Annotated in this window: 16 protein-coding genes; 7 read left to right on the top strand and 9 right to left on the bottom strand. The window is 66.8% G+C overall.

What is annotated here, in order from left to right; all coding sequences use genetic code 11:
- The first annotated feature begins 160 nt into the window (after positions 1–160).
- The 6 genes from ACIBCN_RS29315 to ACIBCN_RS29290 all read left to right on the top strand — a co-directional run bounded on the left by ACIBCN_RS29315 (position 161) and on the right by ACIBCN_RS29290 (position 8,752).
- The gene (locus tag ACIBCN_RS29315; protein WP_396994921.1) at positions 161–4,015 is read left to right on the top strand and encodes a murein biosynthesis integral membrane protein MurJ; all 3,855 of its coding nucleotides are present in this window, start codon (positions 161–163) and stop codon (positions 4,013–4,015) included.
- A 330-nt stretch (positions 4,016–4,345) separates the two neighbouring features.
- A complete protein-coding gene (gene sigM / locus ACIBCN_RS29310) occupies positions 4,346–4,906 on the top strand; it encodes an RNA polymerase sigma factor SigM (protein ID WP_396995170.1) in 561 nt (186 codons plus the stop codon).
- Positions 4,907–5,008: 102 nt separating this feature from the next.
- Positions 5,009–5,803, top strand: coding sequence for a hypothetical protein (locus tag ACIBCN_RS29305; RefSeq protein WP_396994920.1), 795 nt, complete (start codon positions 5,009–5,011; stop codon positions 5,801–5,803).
- A gap of 153 nt (positions 5,804–5,956) precedes the next feature.
- Positions 5,957–6,943, top strand: a complete 987-nt coding sequence (gene trxB / locus ACIBCN_RS29300; RefSeq protein ID WP_396994919.1) for a thioredoxin-disulfide reductase — start codon at positions 5,957–5,959, stop codon at positions 6,941–6,943.
- A gap of 87 nt (positions 6,944–7,030) precedes the next feature.
- A complete protein-coding gene (trxA, locus tag ACIBCN_RS29295) occupies positions 7,031–7,369 on the top strand; it encodes a thioredoxin (protein ID WP_396994917.1) in 339 nt (112 codons plus the stop codon).
- Positions 7,370–7,558: 189 nt separating this feature from the next.
- Entirely contained in the window at positions 7,559–8,752 is a 1,194-nt protein-coding gene (locus ACIBCN_RS29290; RefSeq protein WP_396994916.1) for an N-acetylmuramoyl-L-alanine amidase, read from the top strand.
- A 66-nt stretch (positions 8,753–8,818) separates the two neighbouring features.
- Here the strand turns inward: ACIBCN_RS29290 and ACIBCN_RS29285 are convergent, their stop codons facing one another.
- From ACIBCN_RS29285 to rpmH, 9 genes are all read right to left on the bottom strand, one after another.
- Positions 8,819–9,553, bottom strand: a complete 735-nt coding sequence (locus tag ACIBCN_RS29285) for a GNAT family N-acetyltransferase (protein ID WP_396995169.1) — start codon at positions 9,551–9,553, stop codon at positions 8,819–8,821.
- 322 nt (positions 9,554–9,875) lie between these two features.
- Complete coding sequence (locus ACIBCN_RS29280) at positions 9,876–10,895, bottom strand: ParB/RepB/Spo0J family partition protein (protein WP_396994915.1); 1,020 nt, start codon at positions 10,893–10,895, stop codon at positions 9,876–9,878.
- A gap of 70 nt (positions 10,896–10,965) precedes the next feature.
- Entirely contained in the window at positions 10,966–11,922 is a 957-nt protein-coding gene (locus ACIBCN_RS29275) for a ParA family protein (RefSeq protein WP_228540497.1), read from the bottom strand.
- 3,811 nt (positions 11,923–15,733) lie between these two features.
- Entirely contained in the window at positions 15,734–16,522 is a 789-nt protein-coding gene (gene rsmG / locus ACIBCN_RS29270; protein ID WP_396994914.1) for a 16S rRNA (guanine(527)-N(7))-methyltransferase RsmG, read from the bottom strand.
- Positions 16,523–16,678: 156 nt separating this feature from the next.
- Positions 16,679–17,230 carry a protein jag gene (locus ACIBCN_RS29265; RefSeq protein WP_379283167.1) on the bottom strand — a complete coding sequence of 184 codons (552 nt, stop codon included), beginning with the start codon at positions 17,228–17,230 and terminating at the stop codon, positions 16,679–16,681.
- Positions 17,231–17,334: 104 nt separating this feature from the next.
- Positions 17,335–18,438, bottom strand: a complete 1,104-nt coding sequence (yidC, locus tag ACIBCN_RS29260) for a membrane protein insertase YidC (protein WP_396994912.1) — start codon at positions 18,436–18,438, stop codon at positions 17,335–17,337.
- A 4-nt stretch (positions 18,439–18,442) separates the two neighbouring features.
- The gene (yidD, locus tag ACIBCN_RS29255; RefSeq protein WP_396994910.1) at positions 18,443–18,841 is read right to left on the bottom strand and encodes a membrane protein insertion efficiency factor YidD; all 399 of its coding nucleotides are present in this window, start codon (positions 18,839–18,841) and stop codon (positions 18,443–18,445) included.
- The gene (rnpA, locus tag ACIBCN_RS29250) at positions 18,838–19,263 is read right to left on the bottom strand and encodes a ribonuclease P protein component (protein ID WP_396994909.1); all 426 of its coding nucleotides are present in this window, start codon (positions 19,261–19,263) and stop codon (positions 18,838–18,840) included. Before rnpA ends, yidD begins: the two co-directional genes overlap by 4 nt.
- Positions 19,264–19,281: 18 nt before the next feature.
- Entirely contained in the window at positions 19,282–19,425 is a 144-nt protein-coding gene (gene rpmH / locus ACIBCN_RS29245) for a 50S ribosomal protein L34 (protein ID WP_396994907.1), read from the bottom strand.
- Positions 19,426–20,089: 664 nt separating this feature from the next.
- On the opposite strand from rpmH, the gene dnaA reads away from it, so the two are divergent.
- Complete coding sequence (gene dnaA, locus ACIBCN_RS29240; RefSeq protein WP_396994906.1) at positions 20,090–22,144, top strand: chromosomal replication initiator protein DnaA; 2,055 nt, start codon at positions 20,090–20,092, stop codon at positions 22,142–22,144.
- The last annotated feature ends 281 nt before the right edge of the window (positions 22,145–22,425 follow it).

The following is a 22,425-nucleotide window of genomic DNA, read 5'->3' as shown; positions in this document are numbered from 1 at the left end:
CCCGCCGCGTCCCGCACCGGGTCCATCCGGTGCGATGCCGCCCGGCGCCCCGCGCCCGGCGCCGGCTCGCCCCGCACCCGGACAGTCCGGGCCGATCCCGATCGGCGCACCCAGACCCGGCGAGTCGGGCCCGATACCCGCAGGGCCGCAGTCCAGCCGGATGCCACCGCCGCGATACGCCCCACCGCAGGCCCGGCCGGAGCCGTACCCGCCGCCCCGCCGCCGGGCGCCCGCAGCCCTCGCCGAGCCTGCCGAGGTGGGCAATCGGCCGCGGACGCACGAGTTCCCCGCCGCCACTAAGTCGGCCGAGAAATCGAATTCGAGCGCCAGGCTGCTGAGCGACTCCGGATCGATGGCGCTCGTGACCCTGCTCAGCCGGATCACCGGCTTCGGTAAGCAGCTGCTGCTGCTCACCGTGCTCGGCCCGGCCATCGCCAGCGCGTTCACCGTGGCAAGCCAGATCCCGAACATGATCTCCGAGCTGGTGCTCGGCGCGGTACTCACCGCGATCGTGGTGCCGACGTTGGTGCGAGCGGAACAGGAGGACCCCGACCACGGCGAGGCCTTCGTGCGCCGCCTCGTCACCGCGGCGTTCGTGGTGCTCGCCACCGCGGCGCTGCTGGCCACCGCCGCCGCGCCGCTGCTCACCACGTATGTGTTCCTGTCCGACGATGGCAAGGTCAACACTGGGCTGACCACGGCACTGGCCTTCCTGCTCTTGCCCGCGATCCTCTTCTACGGCATGTCCGCCCTGCTGACGGCCATCCTCAACACTCGTCAGCAGTTCAAGCCCGGCGTGTGGGCGCCGGTATTGAACAACCTGGTCGTGCTCACCGTGCTGGGTCTGTATGTGCTGATGCCAGGAGAGATCAGCCTGAACCCGGTGCGGATGGGCGAACCGAAGCTGCTGGTACTCGGCGTCGGTGTCACGCTCGGCGTGGTGGTGCAGGCACTGAGCCTGGTCCCCGCGATTCGCCGCGAGCACATCGACCTGCGACCGCTCTGGGGTATCGACGCGCGGCTCAAGCAGTTCGGCGGGATGGGCGCGGCCATCATCCTGTACGTCCTGATCAGCCAGGCCGGGTTCGTCTTCGCCACCCGCATCTCCTCGCATGCCGATGCCGCGGGCCCGGCGATCTACAACAACGCGTGGCTGCTGCTGCAGCTGCCCTACGGGGTGCTCGGTGTCACCGTGCTCACCGCGATCATGCCGCGGCTGAGCCGCAACGCCGCCGCCGATGACACTCCCGCCGTGGTCGACGACCTTTCCGCGGCGACCCGGTTGACCATGATCGCCCTACTGCCGGTGGTCACCTTCCTCACCCTGGCCGGCCCACAGGTCGGCCAGGCGCTCTACGGATACGGCAACTTCGGTGGCGACGACGCCTCCCGCCTCGGCCTCGCGGTCAGCTGGTCGGCCTTCTCGCTGATCCCCTACGCGCTGGTGCTGATTCATCTGCGCGTGTTCTACGCCAGGGAACAGGCCTGGATCCCGACCTGGATCATCCTCGGCATCACCGCCGCCAAGATCCTCTTCTCGGCGATCGCACCGATGGTCACCGACGCCGAGCACGTGGTGATCGCGTTGGGCGTCGCGAACGGTCTCGGGTTCGCGGTCGGCGCCGTGGTCGGCGGCTTCCTGCTGCACCGCAGTCTCGGCGATCTGCGGATGTCCAACGTGAGCCGGACGATCACCAGGGTCCTTTTCGCGTCGGTGGCCGGCGGTGCGGTCATGTGGATCGTGGACCGGGTGCTCGGCCTCGAGCGGCTGACCGCCGCGTTCGGCGGCCCCGGCTCGCTCATCCGCGTCGCGATCACCGCGATCGTGATGTTCGCGGTCGCCTTCGGCCTGATGCGCCTGGCCGGTGTCCCCGAGGTCGTCGCGATCACCGTCGCGATCTCCCGGCGCCTCGGCTGGACCCCGCCCGCGCCCGATCTCGATCTCGACGGTCCGGTCGACGATTACGCGACGACGGTATTGCGCAGGCCGGATCCGTATCTGGCATACCCTGGGTACGACCCGTACATGGATGCTCAGACCATGGTCTTGCCCGTGATCCGAGCCGATGCCGTTGACATCACCGGCATGGGCGAGTTCCCGTACCCTGTTCGGCAGAGAAGCACAAGTGGCGAAATCGCCGGAACCTCGAAGTACCAGGGCGAAGGAGGACCGAGGGTGAGCGACGACGCGGTGGGCGGCGTCCCAGCCGCTGATTCTTCGGCGACCACGGCAGGCGGGTTGTCCACGGACGCTCCGTTACCCGGTGGAGAGCCGTCGGATCCCGCGTACGCGAACCGCGAGACCGGTACCGGTCCTTCGGATCACGACGCGTCCGCACCGGATCACGAGGCGATTCCGCAGGGACCGCACGATCGCCAGAGTCCGGTACCAGCACGCGATCCGATGTACGACACCGGGATGATCCCGATCGGGTCGCCCGAGATGCCGCCGCTCGGTGGCGAGAACCTTGGCTCGCGGCGCACGCCGCGCGGTCCGAAGCTGATTCCGGGCGCGTCGGTGGCCGGTGGCCGTTATCGGCTGCTCGCCGGGCACGGCGGGGCTCGCGGCCTCAAGTTTTGGCAGGCACTCGACATCAAACTCGACCGTGAGGTGGCGCTGACCTTCGTCGACGCCGACCAGAAGTCGAGCGAGAACTCCGGGCACGACGGTCCGCAGGCGATTCTGTCCCGCACGCTGCGGCTCGGGCGGATCAACTCGCCCGGCCTGGCTCGGGTGCTCGATGTGGTGCGCGGCAGCTCCGGCGGCATCGTGGTGGCCGAGTGGACCCCCGGTCGCTCGCTGCGCGAGATGGCCGAAACCGTGCCGTCGCCGATCGGTGCCGCCCGCGCCATCCGCGCGCTGGCCTCGGCCGCCGAACTGGCCCATCGCGGCGGTGGATCGCTGTCCATCGACCACCCGGACCGGGTGCGGATCAGCGCTACCGGCGACGCGGTGCTCGCCTTCCCCGGCACCCTGGCCGATTCGGACGCGCAGTCCGATGTGCGCGGCCTCGGCGCCATGCTCTACGCCTTGATCACCGCCCGCTGGCCGATTCGCTCCGGTGGCGTCACCGGCACCGCCGCAACCGTCGGAGGGTTGCGGCTTGCCGATTTCGGCCCGGACGGCACGCCGGTGGAACCGCGCCAGATAAGACCCGAGGTGCCCTTCGAGATCTCGGCGGTCGCGGTGCGGTCGCTGGAATCGAACAAGGGCGTGCGCACCGCCGCGACCGTGCAGCACGTGCTCGAGCAGGCGTCGGTGGTCGACCAGAAGACCGATTTCATTCCGGTGCTCCGGCTCGGTCAGCGTCCGCCGTCGGCACCCGACGAGTCGCTGGCCGACCCGGAATTGCTTGCGGCCGAACGCGAGCGATCCCAGCGCATGATGTGGATCATGGTCGGCCTCGGCATCCTGGCCGCGCTGGTGGTCGGCGTGGTGATCTGGTGGATGGTCAGCATCTTCGCGCCGGGCGCCTCGGACGCGCCGCTCAACGAGCAGCGCAATATCGGTCTCACCACGAACAACAGCGCGCCGGCCACGCCGGCGGCCGCCGGGCCGACCACCGCGTCGGGCGGGGTGCCGGTTCCGGTGACCGGGGTGTCGGTGTTCTCGCCGGAGGGCACCCCGGACGGTGTCGGCAGCGTCAACGCGGTGCTCGATCAGAATCCCGGCACCCTGTGGCGCACGGATCAGTACTTCCAGCAATTCCCCGCGCTGAAGAAGGGCGTCGGGCTGCTATCGACGCTGCCGAGCCCGGCCAAGCTGACGAACGTCTCGATCAACTCGCCCAGCCCGGGCACCTCGGTGGAGATCCGCACCTCGCCGACCGCGCAGCCGACCCTGGACCAGACCCAGCTGATCGGCTCGGCGAAGCTGGGCGACGGGGTCACCGACATCCCGGTACGCACCGATCAGGCCGCCCGCTACGTCCTCGTCTGGATCACCGGACTAGGCAACTCCGGTGGTCAGTTCCAGACCTCGATCGCGGATATACGTTTCGACGCTGCGCCCTAGCACTCCCGCTCCACTGCCCGCCGCACGTGACGTGACACCGTGCAGGCCACGCGCTGACGCCCGCTACCGCGTCGCGCATCGAGTCCCGATACCCCCGGTTTAGTTGCTGCCTAATCGCGAGTGACGATATGATCTCCTCGCGCTCTCAGCACAGGGGAGCTTCCCGGGTTCTGGTTTTTTCGATCCTGGATGCTGCGAAATTTCGGTAATGGTCGTCCGTGTCCGTTGCCACCGTGAGCGCTGTCCAAGGGGTTGGCATTGTCGTCGGAATTGAACGAGGAAGTCCGCGGGGGGACGTCGCGGCCTGCCGCGTACCGCGAGCGCTCGTTCGTGGGCGAGGACTACACCGATATCGAGCTGCTGCAGGCGCATGTGCGCGGCCAACGGCACGCCTTCGCCGAGCTGCTGCGCAGGCACAACGATCACCTGTGGCAGACCGCCCTGCGCACCTCCTACACCCGCGAGGACGCGGCGGATTCGCTGCAGGACGCGCTGCTCTCGGCGCACCGCACGGCCGCCACCTTCCGCGCCGAGGCCGAGGTGCGCAGCTGGCTGCACGCGATCGTGGTGAACGCGTGCCTGGACCGCATTCGGCGCAACAAGATCCGCAAGGCGGTCTCGCTCACCCCGGAGTCGATGCCGGAACCCCGGGACGAGCGGGACGCGGTGGCCGAACTGGAGATGTCGCTGGTGGTCGATCACGCGCTGTTCTCGCTGCCCCCCGATCAGCGAACCGCACTCGTTGCCATCGATCTCGAGGGGTATAGCGTGGCCGACGCCGCCGCTATGCTCGGAGTCCCGGAGGGGACGATCAAGAGCCGTTGTGCCCGCGGGAGGCAACGTCTGCAAGAACGATTGGAATTTCTGCGCGATCCGGGGAACCGGAGGTAGTTGAGATGCGTCATTAATAGTGACGGACCCGTAGACGATGTCCCTATAGTCCCCGCTTTCGAGGGGATGCCCGCGATGTCAGATGAGAACACTGGAGGTGCGATGGCAACCCGGTCGATGCCGCAGCCTCCGTTCTCGCCCGAGCTGCTCGCCGACCTGCACGCCGACAATGTGACGCCCGAGCTCCGGGAGCAGCTGTGGCCCGCGGTCCGGCAGGACGGGGACGCCCTGCGTTTCGTGCACGCCCTGGACGGGGTGAGCACCGAACTGCGCGCGCTTGGCCGCAGCGATCAGGTCATCCACGCGATGCCCGACGACATCGCCGCGCGGCTGGCAGAGTTCGTCGACGGTTTCGATCTGAACGAGGAACCCACCGAGGCCGGCGCCACCATCTATCAGCTGCCCCGCTCGGCAACGCCCGAAAACGACGAACCCACAGTGGTTTTCAACACGCCGCCCGGCGCGCCGATCTCGCTCGATGACCGCCGCCGCGGCAGGCTGCGCTGGTTCACCGCCGCGGCCGCCGCGGTGGCGGTCGTCGCCTGCGCCTCGATCGCGCTCACCGTGGTGCGCGGCAACGACGCCACCCCGACCGCCCAACCCGCCTCGAACACCGCCCAGCTCGGCGAAGAGCTCAACGCACCGGCGCTGCTCAGCGCGCTCGGCCGCAACGACGCCACCGGCCTGCTCGGCAGCCAGGCCGCCAGGGAACGCTGCGTGCACGCCAATGGACTCGACCGCACCATCCTCGGCTCGAACAACTTCCGCTATCAAAACCAGGACGCGGTGCTGATCCTGCTCACCGGCCCGCGCACGCCGAAGATCACCGCGCTCGTCGTCGGAACCGGTTGCACCACAGACGATCCCCAACGCCTCACTGTGCAAGACATCGGTTGAGTGACCCACGCAACAACCGCGCTCGCCGCCACCTCAGCGTCCCGGTCACGGCACTGAGCCGAACCTCACGTGGGACCGGGTCGGCGCAGGAACAATAGCCATTACCCTGTTGTTGACCGAGACGTCCATTGATTTCTCCCCCGGAAGGGCCTCATGAGTGCGCCAGTTCGCGACCTGATCATCGTCGGCTCCGGACCTGCCGGCTACACGGCCGCCGTGTACGCGGCCAGGGCCGAGCTCCAGCCGCTGGTGTTCGAAGGCACCCAGTTCGGCGGCGCCCTGATGACCACCACGGAGGTGGAGAACTTCCCTGGCTTCCGCGAGGGCATCATGGGCCCGGACCTGATGGAAGAGATGCGCGAGCAAGCCAAGCGCTTCGGTGCCGACATCCGCACCGAGGACGTGGACGCCCTCGACCTCAGCGGGCCGGTCAAGACGGTCACCGTCGGCGACGAGACCTACCAGGCGTACGCCGTGATCCTGGCCATGGGCTCGGCCGCCCGCTACCTCAACGTGCCCGGTGAGCAGGAACTGCTCGGCCGCGGCGTGAGCGCCTGTGCCACCTGCGACGGCTTCTTCTTCAAGAACCAGGACATCGTTGTGGTCGGCGGCGGCGACTCCGCGATGGAGGAAGCCACCTTCCTCACCAAGTTCGCCGCCAGCGTCACCATCGTGCACCGGCGTGAGGAGTTCCGTGCCTCGCGCATCATGCTCGAACGCGCCAAGGCCAACGAGAAGATCAAGTTCCAGCTCAACGCCGAGGTCGCCGAGGTCAAGGGCGACAGCAGCGTGACGAGCCTGGTGCTGCGCGACACCCGCACGGGGGAGACCTCCGAGCTGGCCGCGACCGGCCTGTTCGTCGCGATCGGCCACGATCCGCGCAGCGAGCTGGTCCGCGATCAGGTCGAGCTGGACGACGAGGGCTACGTGCAGGTGGTGCATCCGTCGACCGCGACCAAGGTGTCGGGCGTGTTCGCCGCGGGCGACCTGGTCGACCACACCTACCGCCAGGCGATCACCGCGGCGGGCACCGGCTGCCGCGCGGCCATCGACGCCGAGCGCTGGCTCGCCGAACAGGGCGACATCAGCTCGAACACCCTGGACCACGCGGGCCACACGGTCGCGGTGCCCGCCAACTGACGTCGCTCGTCCCTGTCGCCCGCACTGCGGGCGACAGGGCCTGGGGCCCGCTTACCCGTGCGCCCTGAAATTCAGCAAGGAGAAGCAATGTCCGACAGCACCACCAAGAACACGATCACCGTCACCGACGCGACCTTCGCCGACACCGTACTGCTCAGCGAGAAGCCCGTCCTCGTCGATTTCTGGGCCACCTGGTGCGGCCCGTGCAAGATGGTCGCCCCGGTGCTGGAGGAGATCGCGGGCACCCACGCGGACAAGCTGACAGTCGCGAAGGTGGACGTCGACGCCAATCCCGGCACCGCCCGCGATTACAAGATCCTCTCGCTGCCCACTATGATGCTGTTCCGCGGCGGTAAGCCGGTGAAGCAGATCGTCGGCGCGAAGGGCAAAGCCGCCCTTTTGCGCGAACTCGACGGCGAGATCTGACACCTGTCGCGCAAATGCCATAGGCGCCAAAGGCCGTCGAGAACCATCGACGCGCCGTAGGATGCCTGGACCCGGGAATGCCGAATTCCCGTCCGGGTCTGAGACAATCGACCGACGCCGGTCGTGCGCAGGGTGTATCCCATCGCATGAGTGGGTACCCGGATTGACGGAAGGAAAGGGCTCTCACGCATGCACCGACTTCGTCACGGCGATAGCGGTCCAGCCGTAGCAGAGGTTCGGAGCACCCTGGCAAGTCTCGGGTTCTTACACGCACACGTCGATACCGATCACGCCGACGCACGCGAGTACTGGAAAGACACCGAGGCCGCCTTCGACCACCGTATCGACTCCGCTGTTCGCGCGTTCCAGCAACATCGCGGGCTGCTCGTCGACGGTGTGGTCGGCCCGGCCACCTATCGAGCGCTGAAAGAGGCGTCCTACCGGCTCGGGGCGCGCACGCTGATCTATCAGCTCTCCGCACCGCTGTACGGCGATGATGTCGCGACGCTGCAGCGCAAGCTGCAAGACCTCGGTTTCTATGTGCACCGGGTGGATGGCTACTTCGGCCCGCACACGCACGAGGGCCTCACCTCCTTCCAGCGCGAGATCGGGCTGGCCGCCGACGGCATCTGTGGGTCGGACACGCTGCGCTCGCTCGACCTGCTGGGCGCCCGCGTCACCGGCGGCAATCCGCATCGGATCGCCGAGGAAGAAGTCGTGCACCGGGCCGGACCGCAGCTCACCGGCAAGCGCATTGTCATCGACCCAGGTCTGGGCGGACCCGACAAGGGACACCCGGTGCCGACCGAATTCGGTGAGGTATACGAGTCGGAAATCCTGTGGGACTTGGCAAGTCGGCTCGAAGGCCGGATGGCCGCCACCGGCATGGAGACCTTCCTATCCCGGCCGTGGGGCGCCAACCCGACCGACGCGGACCGCGCCGACACCTCGAATGCCTTCGACGCCGATCTGATGATCTCGCTGCGCTGCGCGACCAACCCGAGCCCGCTCGCCAACGGCGTGGCCGGGTTCTACTTCGGCAACTCGCACGGCTCCGCATCGATGATCGGTCAGGTACTGGCCGGCTTCATCCAGCGTGAGGTCGTCGCGCGCACCTCGCTGCAGGACTGCCGCACGCACGCCAGAACCTGGGATCTGTTGCGGCTCACCAAGATGCCGACCGTGCAGATCGATATCGGTTATCTGACAAACGAATACGACGCCACCGTGCTCACCAATCCGCGGATGCGTGACGTGATCGCCGAGGCCATTCTGATCTCGGTCAAGCGCCTGTATCTGCTCGGCCAGGACGATCAGCCAACGGGCACATACACTTTCGCGGAACTGCTGGCAGAGGAACTTGCCGCCGCCGACCGCGGGTAGCTAGCGCTGAACAAAGAGCCCCCTACCGATCGGGATCGGTAGGGGGCTTTTCTTCGGCAAGATTTCTCAGCGAACCCCGATGCGGGCCGGGGGAGTCATCGCCGCGGCCGCGAGCAGCTGGTCCAGTGCGCGTTCCACGTCTTCCTTCCACCCGTGATCCGAGTCGAGTTCCAGGCGCAGCCGCGGGAACCGGTGGTGCGGCGCGATCACCTTGAAACCGACCTCCTCCAGGAAGTCGGCCTCGATCATGCAGGTCTCCGGCGAGCACTCGGTCATCGAACCCGGTGCGTTCGCCCCCGAACCCTTGATCGGCGAGATGATCCGCTCCATCAGCGTCATCGAGCCGAACCGCTCCGACAGGGCCTGCGAGGGCGGATCGGACCGGATGCCGAACGACTCCAGCGCGCGCACGCCGCGACGCACCAGATCGGCCACCACGGCCTGCATCAGCTGGTGGGCAACCTCGTTGTCCTGGTACGGGAATTCGGCCTGCAGCGTGGTCAGCAGAACCGCGTCCGGGCTCACCGGCGAGGTGGGGAAGAGGGTGGCGCGCGGCACGGCGCTCGGTGGCGAATACAGCGCACACCCCGCGACATTGCCATCGACGTTCGCCACCTGCCCGCAGGAACCCCACTCCAGCAGGACGGTGGAGAGCCAGGCCTCCTTTTCGAAGACCGGATCGCTGAAGCCGCGGGAGTCCTCGGCGACGGCCGGATCCATCTCCCAGAACACGCAGCGCCGGGAGTGCGCGGGGAGCTTGTCGAGCCCGCCGAGGGTAAGTGCTGTGACGCTGGTCGACACTGCTCTGCTCAGCCTCCAGCTGTCCGATTCGTCCACACTCATGTCTGTGCCTCGCTCGCGCTCGGCTCGAGCATGCGCGCGGCGCCCTGACGCACGGTTAGCGTTTTACTCACACCGCATCACTATGTTCTTGCCAGCAAGAATAAGCGATCAACAGAACCCGCCTCATTCCACGTCGCTGTGCTGTTGGTTAAGACCTTGTGTTGGTCCGTCCGGGAAGTCATGCGCTCCGCTAACTTACAGAAATCGCGCGCCGTCACAGTGACGTTTCGGCTCCGAGGGCGTACCTGTCGCATTCACAAGTCTATTTCTGTCACTTCTGTCACAAATCGCGCTTACTCTGTTCCATCAGGCTGACGATCCGCTCGAGATCATCGACCGACCCGAACTCGACGACGATCCGACCTTTTCGCTTACCCATGGACACGATGACCCGAGTGTCGAACGAACCGGACAATCGGTCGGCCACGTCTTGCAAACCCGGCATGTGAATCGGCTTGCGCTGCGGGGTAGGGGGCGCCGCCGGATCCGGGACCGGTGTCGTCACCTGGTTCGCCAGGATCACCGCTTCCTCGGTGCTGCGCACTGATAGGCCCTCGGCGACAACGCGCTTGGCTAGTTCCTCCTGGGCGTCCGCTCCCGCGGTCAGCCCGAGCAGTGCCCGTGCGTGCCCGGCCGACAGCACACCCGCCGCCACGCGCCGCTGCACCGAGATCGGCAGCTTCAGCAGGCGGATCATGTTGGTCACGGCGGATCGGGAACGTCCGATGCGATCGGCGAGCACCTCATGGGTGACGCCGAACTCTTCGAGCAGCTGCTGATAGGCCGCCGCCTCTTCCAACGGATTCAACTGCACCCGGTGGATGTTCTCCAGCAGGGCGTCGCGCAGCATCGACTCGTCGGCGGTCTCCCGGACGATCGCGGGGATCGCGGCCAGACCCGCGACCTGCGAAGCGCGCCAACGGCGTTCGCCCATCACCAGCTGATACTTGTCGACACCCGGCTCGACCCGACGCACCACGATCGGCTGCATCAGACCGAATTCCTTGATCGAGTGCACCAGCTCGTCCAGCGCCTCGGCCTCGAACACCTGACGCGGCTGCTTCGGGTTCGGCTCGATCTGTTCCGGCGGGATCTCGCGGTAGACCGCGCCGCTGGCGGAGAGGTCGTCGTCGGTCGGGTCGGGGACCCGATGCAGATAGGCCGACGCGGGCTGCGGCCCGATCGGATCCAGACCGATGACGCTGGCCGCCTGACTGCTGAGCCCCGGCGCAGCCGCCGGTCCCGTCGGGATCAGCGCGGCAAGACCGCGCCCTAGCCCACCCTTCTTCGCCTGACTCATCGGTCTACAGACCCCTTCCTCGTTCCGCCACCAGACCGGGTCTCGTCGACCCGGCTCTCATCCAGCCAGATCACTCCGCGGCTTCGGCGGCGGCATGTGCCATCGCCGTCGCCCTGGCCGCCATTTCGCGCCCGGCATCGAGGTAGCTCATCGCGCCTCGGGAGCCTGGATCATAATCGAGCACCGTCATTCCGTAGCCCGGTGCCTCGGACACCTTCACACTGCGCGGAATCACCGACCGCAGCACCACGTCGCCGAAGTGCCCACGGACCTCCTCGGCGACCTGGTCGGCCAGCTTGGTCCGGCCGTCGTACATCGTGAGGATCACCGTCGATACATGCAGGTCCGGATTCAGGTGCGCCTGCACCAGACCGATATTGCGGAGCAACTGCCCCACACCCTCCAGCGCGTAGTACTCGCACTGGATCGGGATCAGCACCTCCTTGGCCGCGACCATCGCGTTGACGGTCAGCAGGCCGAGCGACGGCGGGCAGTCGATCATCACGTAGTCGATGTCGTAACCGGCGATATTGGCCTCCTGGATGGCGGCCTTGAGCCGACCCTCCCTGGCCACCATCGACACCAGTTCGATCTCCGCGCCGGCCAGATCGATCGTCGCCGGGATGCACAGCAGCCGCTCATTGTGCGGGCTCTGCTGGATCGCGTCCCGGACCGAGACCTCGCCGATGAGCAGTTCGTAGCTGGACGGAACACCCGAGTGATGCTCGATACCGAGGGCGGTGCTGGCATTGCCCTGCGGGTCCAGGTCGATCACGAGGACCGTCATCCCCTGATGCGCCAGAGCGGCCGCGAGATTAACCGCGGTGGTCGTCTTCCCGACGCCGCCCTTCTGATTGGCGATGGTGATGATGCGTTGCTCGTGCGGTTTCTGCACTGTCACCTTTCCTGGATGGAGAATCTGGCTGGCGCGTTGTGCTTCGGCCGCGATCGGGGTCTCACTGGGGGAGATGTTCCCGAACGGTGTGCTTCCGAATGTCTCCGTGTCGAAATTGCTGGAGTCCAGCATTCCCGGCACGCGCGACGTCGTTTCCCGTGAAACATTCGCCGGACCGCTCGACATAGACAGCTCCTAACCCGAGAACTTCAGATCACGTGCTTCCGACGAGCGTCGGCGCCGTGTCATCAAACAGCTGGTGTCGGTACGAACATGATGCTCAACCGGGTTCGCGGCGCCCGATCGACCGAGCGGAGCTCTCGTCGCGACACCAATTCCTCCGTGGCACCTACGCTCACGCCCGACGCCCACTAGCTTGCCAGCACCGAGCGCGATAAGAAAGCTGAATCGCGGCAATGCACACACGACACGCGAATCTGTCCCCATTCCGCCACCGATCCCCGATGTTTCACATGAAACACCGCGCCCGCCAACGAGGTTGCGGGGGTTCCGATCGGTTCGAGCCCACGCGACCAAGCTGCTCATCGCGGAACGAACGCGCCCACTTCGTCATTCGCAGACATGGCGCCTGGTGGCCCGGCACCGACGACCCGACGCCGCAGCAGCTTGGTCGACCTCCGAAAGTCCGCACCCATCAACACGATGCGTCACGTGACTCTTCAGCGGGCGGGTGCCAGTCGCTCCGCAGACGGTGGCAGCAGGTCGACGTTTCATGTGAAACCGCCCGGGGAGGTTTGATCTGCGAACGCTAACCTCGGGCCCGCTGCGCTCACTTCATCTCCCAGATTCGCCCTAGCCTCGCCACCAGCATGCGAAGCTTCAGGCTTCCGGTCGCGTTGTCTCAGGGCGTGTTGCTCGGCGGTGCTCATGCCTTAGAACGCGAGCATCCAACCGTGGCCATACAAGAGTGGAGGGGGCTACCGCGCCAGTCTGCCCACCGGGGGAGGAGTCACTGGTTCCGCACTGCGGATTCCGCATTCGGATGCGCGCCACCGCTGCGTCTCTCGGGGGGCTATCCGTGCGCCTCGCGAGATGGCCTCGTCGTTTGTCCGCGCTTAAGTTTCGCCAGTCAGCTCGTCCTTGGGGAGCCAGGGAAAGATCCAACAGTGCGACAGCCCGTTCCGGTGCGTAGCCGCGTCGTGTCAGCCAGTGGATCCACGAGGCGTCCGGATGTTTCATGTGAAACCGAAGCATCCAGCCAATCGGTTCGCTGTCGAAGCTCTAGTCGCCCGCGCGCCCTACTCACCTTCCCCGGCCCCCCATACAACGGCCGCCTCCGGTCCTCAAGCGAAGCGCGAAACCCGCGACAAGCGATCTCCATGAGGTGATCTCATGCCGCCGCAGCCGCTGTCTCGCGACCGGTGCTCCAGCTCGTGCCATGTGCTCAAAGGCTGCAGCGAACTGAAGCCAAGAAACAGAATGGCGCAACCAAACCTCTTACGCGGGAAACGAGCTCTTCGCCGTCCTCCCATCACGCGCCCTCTGTTTCGCGGACAGGTTTCACATGAAACATCGGGAGTTCAGCGGCCTGATATTCACCCGGCGCGATCCACACCGAAACCTCCGGACACGACGTGCGGCAAGGCACGGAAGGTGCCGCACCCCAGCCGAAGGTCCGCCAATAGCTACGCGGCTCGTCAACTCGCGATCGGTGACCGCCATCTGAGCAGCGTCGTGGCCACTCGATCCGCCAACACACGTCCAAACAACCCCACGATCGACAATCGGCAATCCGCGACCCGACTCGCCCCGCGGCCTCATGATCCGGTGACAAGGCAATCCGCCACCCGGGTCCGACGGCCTCACCGCCTCACGATCCGACGCCCCAGCCACCCGCCGACAACCCGCGATCGACGACCCCGAAACTCCGTAATCGATGATCCGAGGGCTCGGCAGTAGGTTGCCAACCCTCGGCGGCTCCACGAACCGGCGACCGAGTGGCGTCATCGCCTCACAATCCGACAACCCGCCGCACCGAGGACCCCGCGATCGGCAATCCGGCTGACCGCGTGGCCTCCACGATCCGGTGACGCGGCGATCCGCCACCTGCGCTCCGGGCGACCTCGCGGCCGCACGATCGGACGACCCGCGCCCACCCCGTCTCGCGACCGCGATCGCCGACCCGAGCCCCTGCGATCGGCGCCCCGGTGGCTCGGTGGCTCGGTGGCTCGGTGGCTCGGTGGCTCGGTGGCTCGGTGGCTCGGTGGCTCGGTGGCTCGGTGGCTCGGTGGCTCGGTGGCTCGGCAGTAGGCGCTACGACCCTGACGACTCACAACCCGGCGACCGCGCCGCACCCAAGTGGCTTCGTGGCCTCACGATCCGACAACTCGGCGACCCACGACCGCCCGCGACCCAGCTACTCGACCACGCCACAATTTGCCGCCCCCGCAACCCTAGCCATCCGCGATCGCCGACCCGCTATCGACAATCCGCGGATCGAGCCAACCGCGACCGGCCATCCGGCGACCCCGCGACGCGACCCAGCTACTCAACGACTCCGCAACCGGCCCACCGCGCGACCTGGCGAAGGGCGATCGGCGAGCCGACGACTTCAGGATCTGAAGAACCAGCGACCGACGAGCCCGGCCGTCCAACGACTCCTTGACCCGCAACCCCGCGAACGGGCGATTCGGCCATCCGCGACCGACCGCTGCCCACGACCCAGCTTGTTGGTCGCGGGTCCGCCAGGTCCCGCCTTCTAACAAGTGCGTGTCGACTCTCGGTCAACTATCTGGCTGGACCGATCCGGTCGGACGTTTCACGGGAAACATTTGGGCTGCTTCTCGAATCCCGGTAGAGCGCAACCGCCGTGCCGCAGTTCAGCCCGCGCGAATTACTTACGTACCCGCCCGCCTAGACCAGAACCGGCAATCTCACGGCCAAGTCCACCGCGCAGCAACGCCTCACTGCACACCGTCAATCGCATGGCCGCCTGTCGCAAGCGGCCCAGCCTGCGAATGGCAGGGTCGCAGGGTCAGCAAGTCGTGGGCGGTCGCGGGCTGCCGGATTGCGGTGTGCCGGGCACGGTTGGCTGAATCGCCGGATCGCGAGGCAGTCGGCGCCCGGACAGCACATCGTCGGATTGCCGACCAGAGGTTGCCGATCGCGGGTCGTTGGATCATGGAGTCGCCGATCGCCAGTTTGCGGTTGCAGGGTCGTGCGGGCGCGGGGTGGCCGAATTGCGGAATCATCGAGCGGCCGGATTGAGGGGTCGTCGGGTCGTCGGGTCGTCGGGTCGCCGGGCCGCCGGGCCGCCGGGCCGCCGGGCCGCCCGGTCGCCCGGTCGCTGGAATGGTGGAGTCGTTGGGTCGCTGATCTCGGGTTGCCAGGTCGCCACGTTGCCGGATTGCGGAGTCGTCGAATGGCTTGCGTGACTCAGCGGTCTCCGCCTGCTGCCCACCGAGTCTCACAACCTGCGGCGCGCTGCGGTGGGCCAGCGGCCCGGTACCTCCCGGCCAGCCGATCACGCTCAGCATCCCAGTGCGGGCACTGGCTACCGAGATTCGCACCCGTAGGGCCGCGGAGATGGTGAGTCGCAGACAAAGCCGATGGCAAGGGTCGCGGCGTTGCAGGGTAGCTGCGACGCACATCCGTGAGGACTCGGGCTATCGAGAAGCGAGCCAACAAGCCCTAGGCATGAGATCGCCGAGACGCTAGTCAGCCGCGACAGGGGAAGGTCGCCGGGGCGGCGGGGTACCGAGTCGCGGGATCGCCGACACGGCTGCCGACAGGACGCAGTTGTCGAAACGTGCGCGGGTGCGTGACTTAGGTGATCCAGATGCCAGCCGGGTCACAACGAGTCAATGATTCGATGAGTCACCGTGCGATGGCGGGACATCGAATTCCAAAGGACCCAGTCCGTTACGGACAGCCGCGACGTGACACCGACAGCACCGAGAATCGCCGCAGAAGAAGCGCCGTACTACTTCCTCTTACGAGTGCGACCCGACTCGGACTCGCCAGCCCGCTTGGCAGCCTTCGCCTCCCGGCGGGCGGTCGCGTGCTCGCTCCGTCGTCGTGGCGCGCGCTCGGCGCGGGGGAGGCGTTCGGCGCTGATGATCAAGGTGGGGGTGGAAACGAGTCCGGCGCCGCATTCGACGACCATGGGGTTGCCTGCGCCTGCTCGCTCCAGCGCCTCGCCGTCGCGGGCGAGTTCCTCGGCGGCGCTAACGCCTTTGAGTGCGAGCATCCGACCGTGGTCGCGGAGCAGGGGGAGGGACCACTGCGCCAGCTTGCCGAGCGGGGCGACCGCGCGGGAGGTGACTACGTCGGCGCCGCCTGCTTCCTTCAGGACCCCGGATTGTTCGGCTCGACCGCGCACGACAGTGACGTCGAGGCCGGCCGCCTCGATGAACTCGCTCAGGAAGATGGTGCGGCGCAGCAGCGGTTCGACCAAGGTGATGCGGAGGTCGGGGCGGGCGATCGCGAGGGGGATGCCGGGTAGTCCGGCGCCGCTGCCGATGTCGACCACGGAGGCGCCTTCGGCGATCAGTTCGCCGATGACCGCGCAGTTGAGGATGTGGCGATCCCAGAGGCGGGGGACCTCGCGCGGGCCGATCAGTCCGCGCTCCACGCCGGCGGTGGCGAGCGCCGCACAGTACCGGCGGGCGAGATCGAGTCGGTCGCCGAATACCGCCGCTGCCGATGCCGGCGGTTCCAGCTCGGCGGGCAACGCGGTGGTTTCACCGAGATCTCGTTCCACGTGAAACATCCTTCCGGACTCGAGTCGATCAGGGGACCGGCGACGCGCGGACAATCAGCTGCCGGACATGAACAAGGCCCCCGATCCGAAGACCAGAGGCCCTATCCAACCATTACCCGTCAGGGTGACGAAATACGCCGTGCCCCTGACGTGTCCGGCTTTCGCTCAGGACGGAACAACCACAACATGCCGGTTCGGCTCGACGCCCTCGCTCTCGCTGGCGACGCCGTCGATCACCGACACCGCGTCGTGCACGATCTTGCGCTCGAACGGGGTCATGGGGGACAACGACTCCGGCGCACCGGACTCCAGCACCCGCTGCGCGGCAGCGGTACCGAGCGCGCTGAGGTCTTCCCGGCGCTTGGCGCGCCAGCCGGCCACGTCGAGCATCAGCCTGCTGCGCACGCCGGTGGCCTGTTGCACCGCCAGCCGAGTCAGCTCCTGTAGCGCGTCGAGCGTTTCGCCGTTGCGGCCCACCAGCTTTGACAGATCCCGGCCACCGTCGATGCTCACGATGGCCCGGTCGCCCTCGACGTCGAGATCGATGTCGCCGTCGAAGTCGAGCACGTCGAGCAGCTGCTCGAGGTAGTCGCCCGCGATCTCGCCCTCTTCGATCAGGGCTTCCTCGGCATCGTTCACGACATCGTCGGCGTCCGTTCCGGCGTTCACCATCGTCGTCGCCACTGTGGCGTCCCCTCCGTCGGTCTCAACTGTCATTTGATTTCCTTCATCTGCTCATCGCGCTCGCCGTGCGCTCGCCGCCGACGGTGCGCGATCAAGGGGTTGCTCAGCGTGGTGGCCGACCGACCACCGAAATGCGATCAGCGGCGGCGCTTTTGGTTCGCCCTGCCGCGGTTGCCGCCCGGTCGCTTCTGGCCACCCGGCCTGCGCTGTCCCGTGGCCTTGCCGGTGGTCTTGGCGGTCCCGTTGGTCGAGGGCGGGGCGTCGACCGCGTCCACCGCGGTGTCCACCGCATCCTCGAGGGCATCGGCCGTCGGCTTCTTCCGCGTATTGACCGGCTTGGCACCGGGTTTCGGCGCATTCTGCGCGCGCTGCTCCAGCTTGGCCTGCTTCTTCTCTTCCGCTTCGCGCTCCATGCGGCCGAAGACGAGATGCTGCTGCCCGTAGGTCCAGATGTTATTGGAGACCCAGTACAGGAGGATGGCGATCGGCAGGAACGGACCACCGACGAGCACGCCGAGCGGGAAGACCCACAGCGCGAGCTTGTTCATCATCGCGGCCTGCGGGTTGGCGGCCGCCTCCGGCGTCTGCCTGGCCACCGAGGCGCGGGCGTTGAAGTGGGTCGCCAGACCGGCGATGATCATCAACGGGATCGCGACGACGGCGATGCTGACCTTGTTCGGCAGCCCGAGGCCGTCGATGGCGAAGGCGCGCAGCTCGGAGTCGGGGATGGTGATAAAGGACGAGATCGGCGCGCCGAAGAGGCGGGCGCTCAGGAACGACTGCACGTCGGCCGCGTTGAACACGTAGTTCGGCGTGTTCGCATTCTGGTCGATCGACATGGCGAGCTGGCCGAAACCGTGACCGGTCCGGTTGAACGAGCGCAGCACGTGGAACAGACCGAGGAACACCGGAACCTGCGCGAGGATCGGCAGGCAGCCCATCAACGGGTTGAAGCCGTGATCCTTCTGCAGCTTCTGCATCTCGGTCGCCATCTTCTGGCGATCGTTCTTGTACTTCTTCTGCAGCTCCTTGATCTGCGGCTGCAGCTCCTGCATCTGCTTGGTGGTGCGTACCTGCTTCACGAACGGCTTGTAGAGCAGCACACGCAACGTGAACACCAGGAACACGACGGCGAGTGCCCAGGCGATGCCGCTGTCTTTACCGAGACCGGGCACCAACGAGAACGCCCGGTGCCAGAACCACAAGATCCAGGACACCGGATAATAAATGAAGTCGAGCACGGCTCTATGCACTCCCGTCGTTCGTATCGCCGATCACCGCGCGCGGTGATCCTTTCCAAGCGTTCGGCTCCGACACCGGGTCGGCCTGCAGGTTGGCTTCCTGCGGCGCCGGATCGGTGGCTGCCACGGTCCCGGGTGCGGTGCGAACGGTGCTTCGCTTCCGCTCCGGAACGGGGTCCCACCCACCAGGGTGCCAGGGTGCACATTTGGCCAGTCGCACGGCTGCCAATCCGAGGCCGATGAACAGCCCGCGCGTCCGCAATGCGGTGACCGCGTATTCGCTGCAGGTCGGGGTGAAACGGCACACCGGCATGCGGGTGGGGGAGACATAGATCCGATACAACTCGATCAGAAAGATCAGTGCGTTGGCCGGTAGCCGACCGATCTTCGCGGCGCGGCTCATGCTGATCCGACACTTGCCGCGCCAGTCGATCCGACACCGAGCTTGCGGATGGCGGCACGCAGCTGGCGCAGCAGTTCCTCCGAGGAGGCGGCTGCGGCGCCGGGCAGCGCACGGATCACGATGTCGGCGTCGGCAGGCAACTCGGGGACTATCTGGAGGCACATATGACGCAGGCGGCGGGCCACACGGTGTCGAATCACCGCGTTGCCCACCGCCTTGCTGACGATCAGCCCGAAGCGTGGCCCGCCTACGCGGATCAGCGCACCGGCTGGATCACCATGTCGTCCATTCACGTCCACGACTCCGTCATACCCATGCGTGAGCACGTGTACGACCAGATCTCGCCTCCCGATCCGCTGGCCGCGGCGCACCGTCCGGGAGAAGTCGGCACGATGATGCAACCGATACGGCTCAGGCAACACCCGAGCGTCCGCGGAGGATCAGGCAGTGAGTTCGGCGCGGCCCTTGCGGCGGCGCGCCCCAACGATGGCGCGACCCGCACGGGTACGCATCCGGAGACGGAAGCCGTGGACGCGCGCCCGACGACGGTTGTTCGGCTGGAACGTCCGCTTGCCCTTGGCCACGGTCAACACTCCTCGAGTCAGTGGGCACCAGTTAGTGCCCGAAGCTTTTTCGGTGAAACAGGTATTCGCGATGAATCGCAGGTCTGGTCATCATCGGCGCGTCGGTCTTGGCGCACAGTCGGTCGATCACGACCTACACGCGGTCAGCACAAGACCGCCACCGCACCAAAGGGTGACTGTACGAGGGTACTGATCGCCTCGGAGCGGGTCAAACTCGCCCCACCCGACCGGCCTCGGAGGTCCGACCTGCACGAACCCGTTCGGCTCATCCCGAAGCTGTGCATATCACGGTCAGACCCTGTGGACATCGGCGTGAGTTCGTCCACACCCCTAGCCACGCCCGAACGGATCAGCAACCTACGTTGCCGAAGGGTTGCTACAGAACCGCAGGTCAGAGCGTTATGTACGGCGCGCGCAGCCGCATTTCACAACTCCCCAGGGTTCTCCACATCTGTGGATAATTGTGTGGAAAGACCCCTGGAGTGGCATATTCGTAGGGCCGACGGTGCCACGCCGCCGCCCGGAATGGGGATCTGGGCAGCGTCCGAACCGGTTACGGAAGTACGCAGGATCACGGTACCGACCCGAGCATGGTCGTCACCACTGCCTCCCCGCGTGCCCCGGCCGTCTGCTCCTATCGACCTACTTCCGGGGAGGAAACTGCATGGACGACGAGCAGAACGTGTTGGCCACGGTGTGGCCCGAGGTAGTTGCCGAGCTGACCACCGGCTCACCGGACGGTGCCATTCCGCCCGTGACCCGAGCACAGCAGGCCTGGCTGAAACTGGTCAAGCCGCTGACGGTGGCGCAGGGTTTCGCCCTGCTCTCGGTGCCTTCCTCGTTGGCTCAGGAGGCCATCGAACGCGATCTGCGCGAGCCGATCCTGCGGTCACTGGCCCGGCGCCTCGGTCCCCAGGTGGAGGGACTCGGCGTGCGCATCGCCGCTCCGACCGCCCCGAACAACGAGCGGACCAGCAGTAACCCCAGGCATGCCCGGATGACGAGCATGCCCGAACGGCCGCGGAACAATGGCCCCCGCGATGGCGGACCTCGCGACAGTGGACCAAGGGACAACGGGCCCCGCGATAGCGACCCCCGCGACAACGGACGCGGCCAGGGCGGTTATCCCGGCGATTACCAAGGCCGCGACGAATACCAGCAACCGCGCTACGCCCAGTCCAACGACTATCCCCAGTCCAACGACTATGCCCCGGCCCCCAGCTACAACGGCGGATCCGACTACTCCGACAACGAGTACACACCGGACTACGCCGCCGCCGGCGAGTACGACCGCCAGGACTACGCCCGCGACGACTACCCGGCCCAGGCCGATATGCAGTCCGCCCCGAGGCACGAACCCGCACAACGCCGCGATCAGGGCCTGCCCCCGCGCCGCGAATCGATCCCGCCCGGCCAGGAGTCCCTGTTCACACCCGAACCCGGCCCTGCGGCGATGCGCGGTCCGGTCCGCGCGCCGGTGCGCGAGGCCGCCGAATCCGACGACCAAGGCATGGCGGCCGCGCACGAGCCGGCCCGCGACTCCGACAGGTCGGTTCGCGACTCGGAGAGATCAGTCCGGGAATCCGAGAGCCCGCGCACCGACCGCGACGACGAGCCCGTGGTCAACGCCCGTAATTCCTGGCCGACCTACTTCACCAAGTCGCAGGAGAGCGCGGCGCCGTCGAGTTCCTCGGCCAGCCTGAACGCGAAGTACACCTTCGAGACGTTCGTGATCGGCGCGTCCAACCGCTTCGCACACGCGGCCGCGGTCGCCATCGCGGAAGCACCCGCCCGCGCCTACAACCCCTTATTCGTCTGGGGTGCTTCAGGTTTGGGCAAGACGCACCTACTACACGCGGCGGGCCACTACGCCCAGCGGCTGTTCCCCGGCATGCGGGTGAAGTACGTCTCGACCGAAGAGTTCACCAACGACTTCATCAACAGCCTGCGGGACGACCGCAAGGTGGCGTTCAAACGCCGCTACCGCGAGACCGACATCCTGCTGGTCGACGACATTCAGTTCATCGAGGGCAAGGAAGGCATCCAGGAGGAGTTCTTCCATACCTTCAACACCCTGCACAACGCCAACAAGCAGATCGTCGTCTCCTCGGATCGCCCGCCCAAACAGCTCGCCACACTGGAGGAACGGCTGCGGACCAGGTTCGAGTGGGGCCTGATCACCGACGTGCAGCCGCCCGAGCTGGAGACGCGCATCGCCATTCTGCGCAAGAAGGCTCGGATGGACCGCCTCGATGTGCCGCACGACGTGATGGAACTGATCGCCACCAGGGTGGAACGCAATATCCGCGAGCTGGAGGGCGCGCTGATCCGGGTCACCGCGTTCGCGTCGCTGAACGGTCAGCCACTGGACCTGCCGCTGGCCGAGGTGGTGCTGCGCGATCTAATGCCCGACACCGCGGCGTTGGAGATCAACGCGGCGACGATCATGGCCGTCACCGCCGAGTACTTCAACACCACGCTCGAGGAGCTGACCGGGCCGGGTAAGGCGCGGCCGCTGGCGCAGGCCAGGCAGATCGCCATGTATCTGTGCCGTGAGCTGACCGATCTGTCGCTGCCGAAGATCGGCCAGGCGTTCGGCCGCGACCACACCACGGTGATGTACGCGGAGAAAAAGATCCGCAAGGAGATGACCGAACGCCGCCGGGTCTATGACCAGGTGCAAGAACTAACAGCCCGAATCAAGCAACGCTCGCGCTGAGTTTCACTAACACCCCCGCACCGCCCCTGACCTGGGGCGGTGCTTTTTTGTGGCCTGTGGATTCCTCGAGGAATCCTTGTGGAGTCCTCGAGGAAACAGCTAGTTGTGCACCGGTTGGCTAACAGGTGTGGGGATGAGCTGTGCGGCGTCCGCTAACAGGGACTTATCCCCAGTATCCCCAGGCGAACTTGCGCACAGGCGGTGACCAGCGCGGCAGTCGGTCGAGGGGGTGGGGAATCCTCGAGGAGTCCATGTGGAGTCCTCGAGGATTCCTCGAGTTG

It is taken from the genome of Nocardia sp. NPDC051052, from assembly GCF_044456045.1.
Lineage (GTDB): Bacteria > Actinomycetota > Actinomycetes > Mycobacteriales > Mycobacteriaceae > Nocardia.
This window is presented reverse-complemented; position numbering and strand designations above follow the sequence as displayed.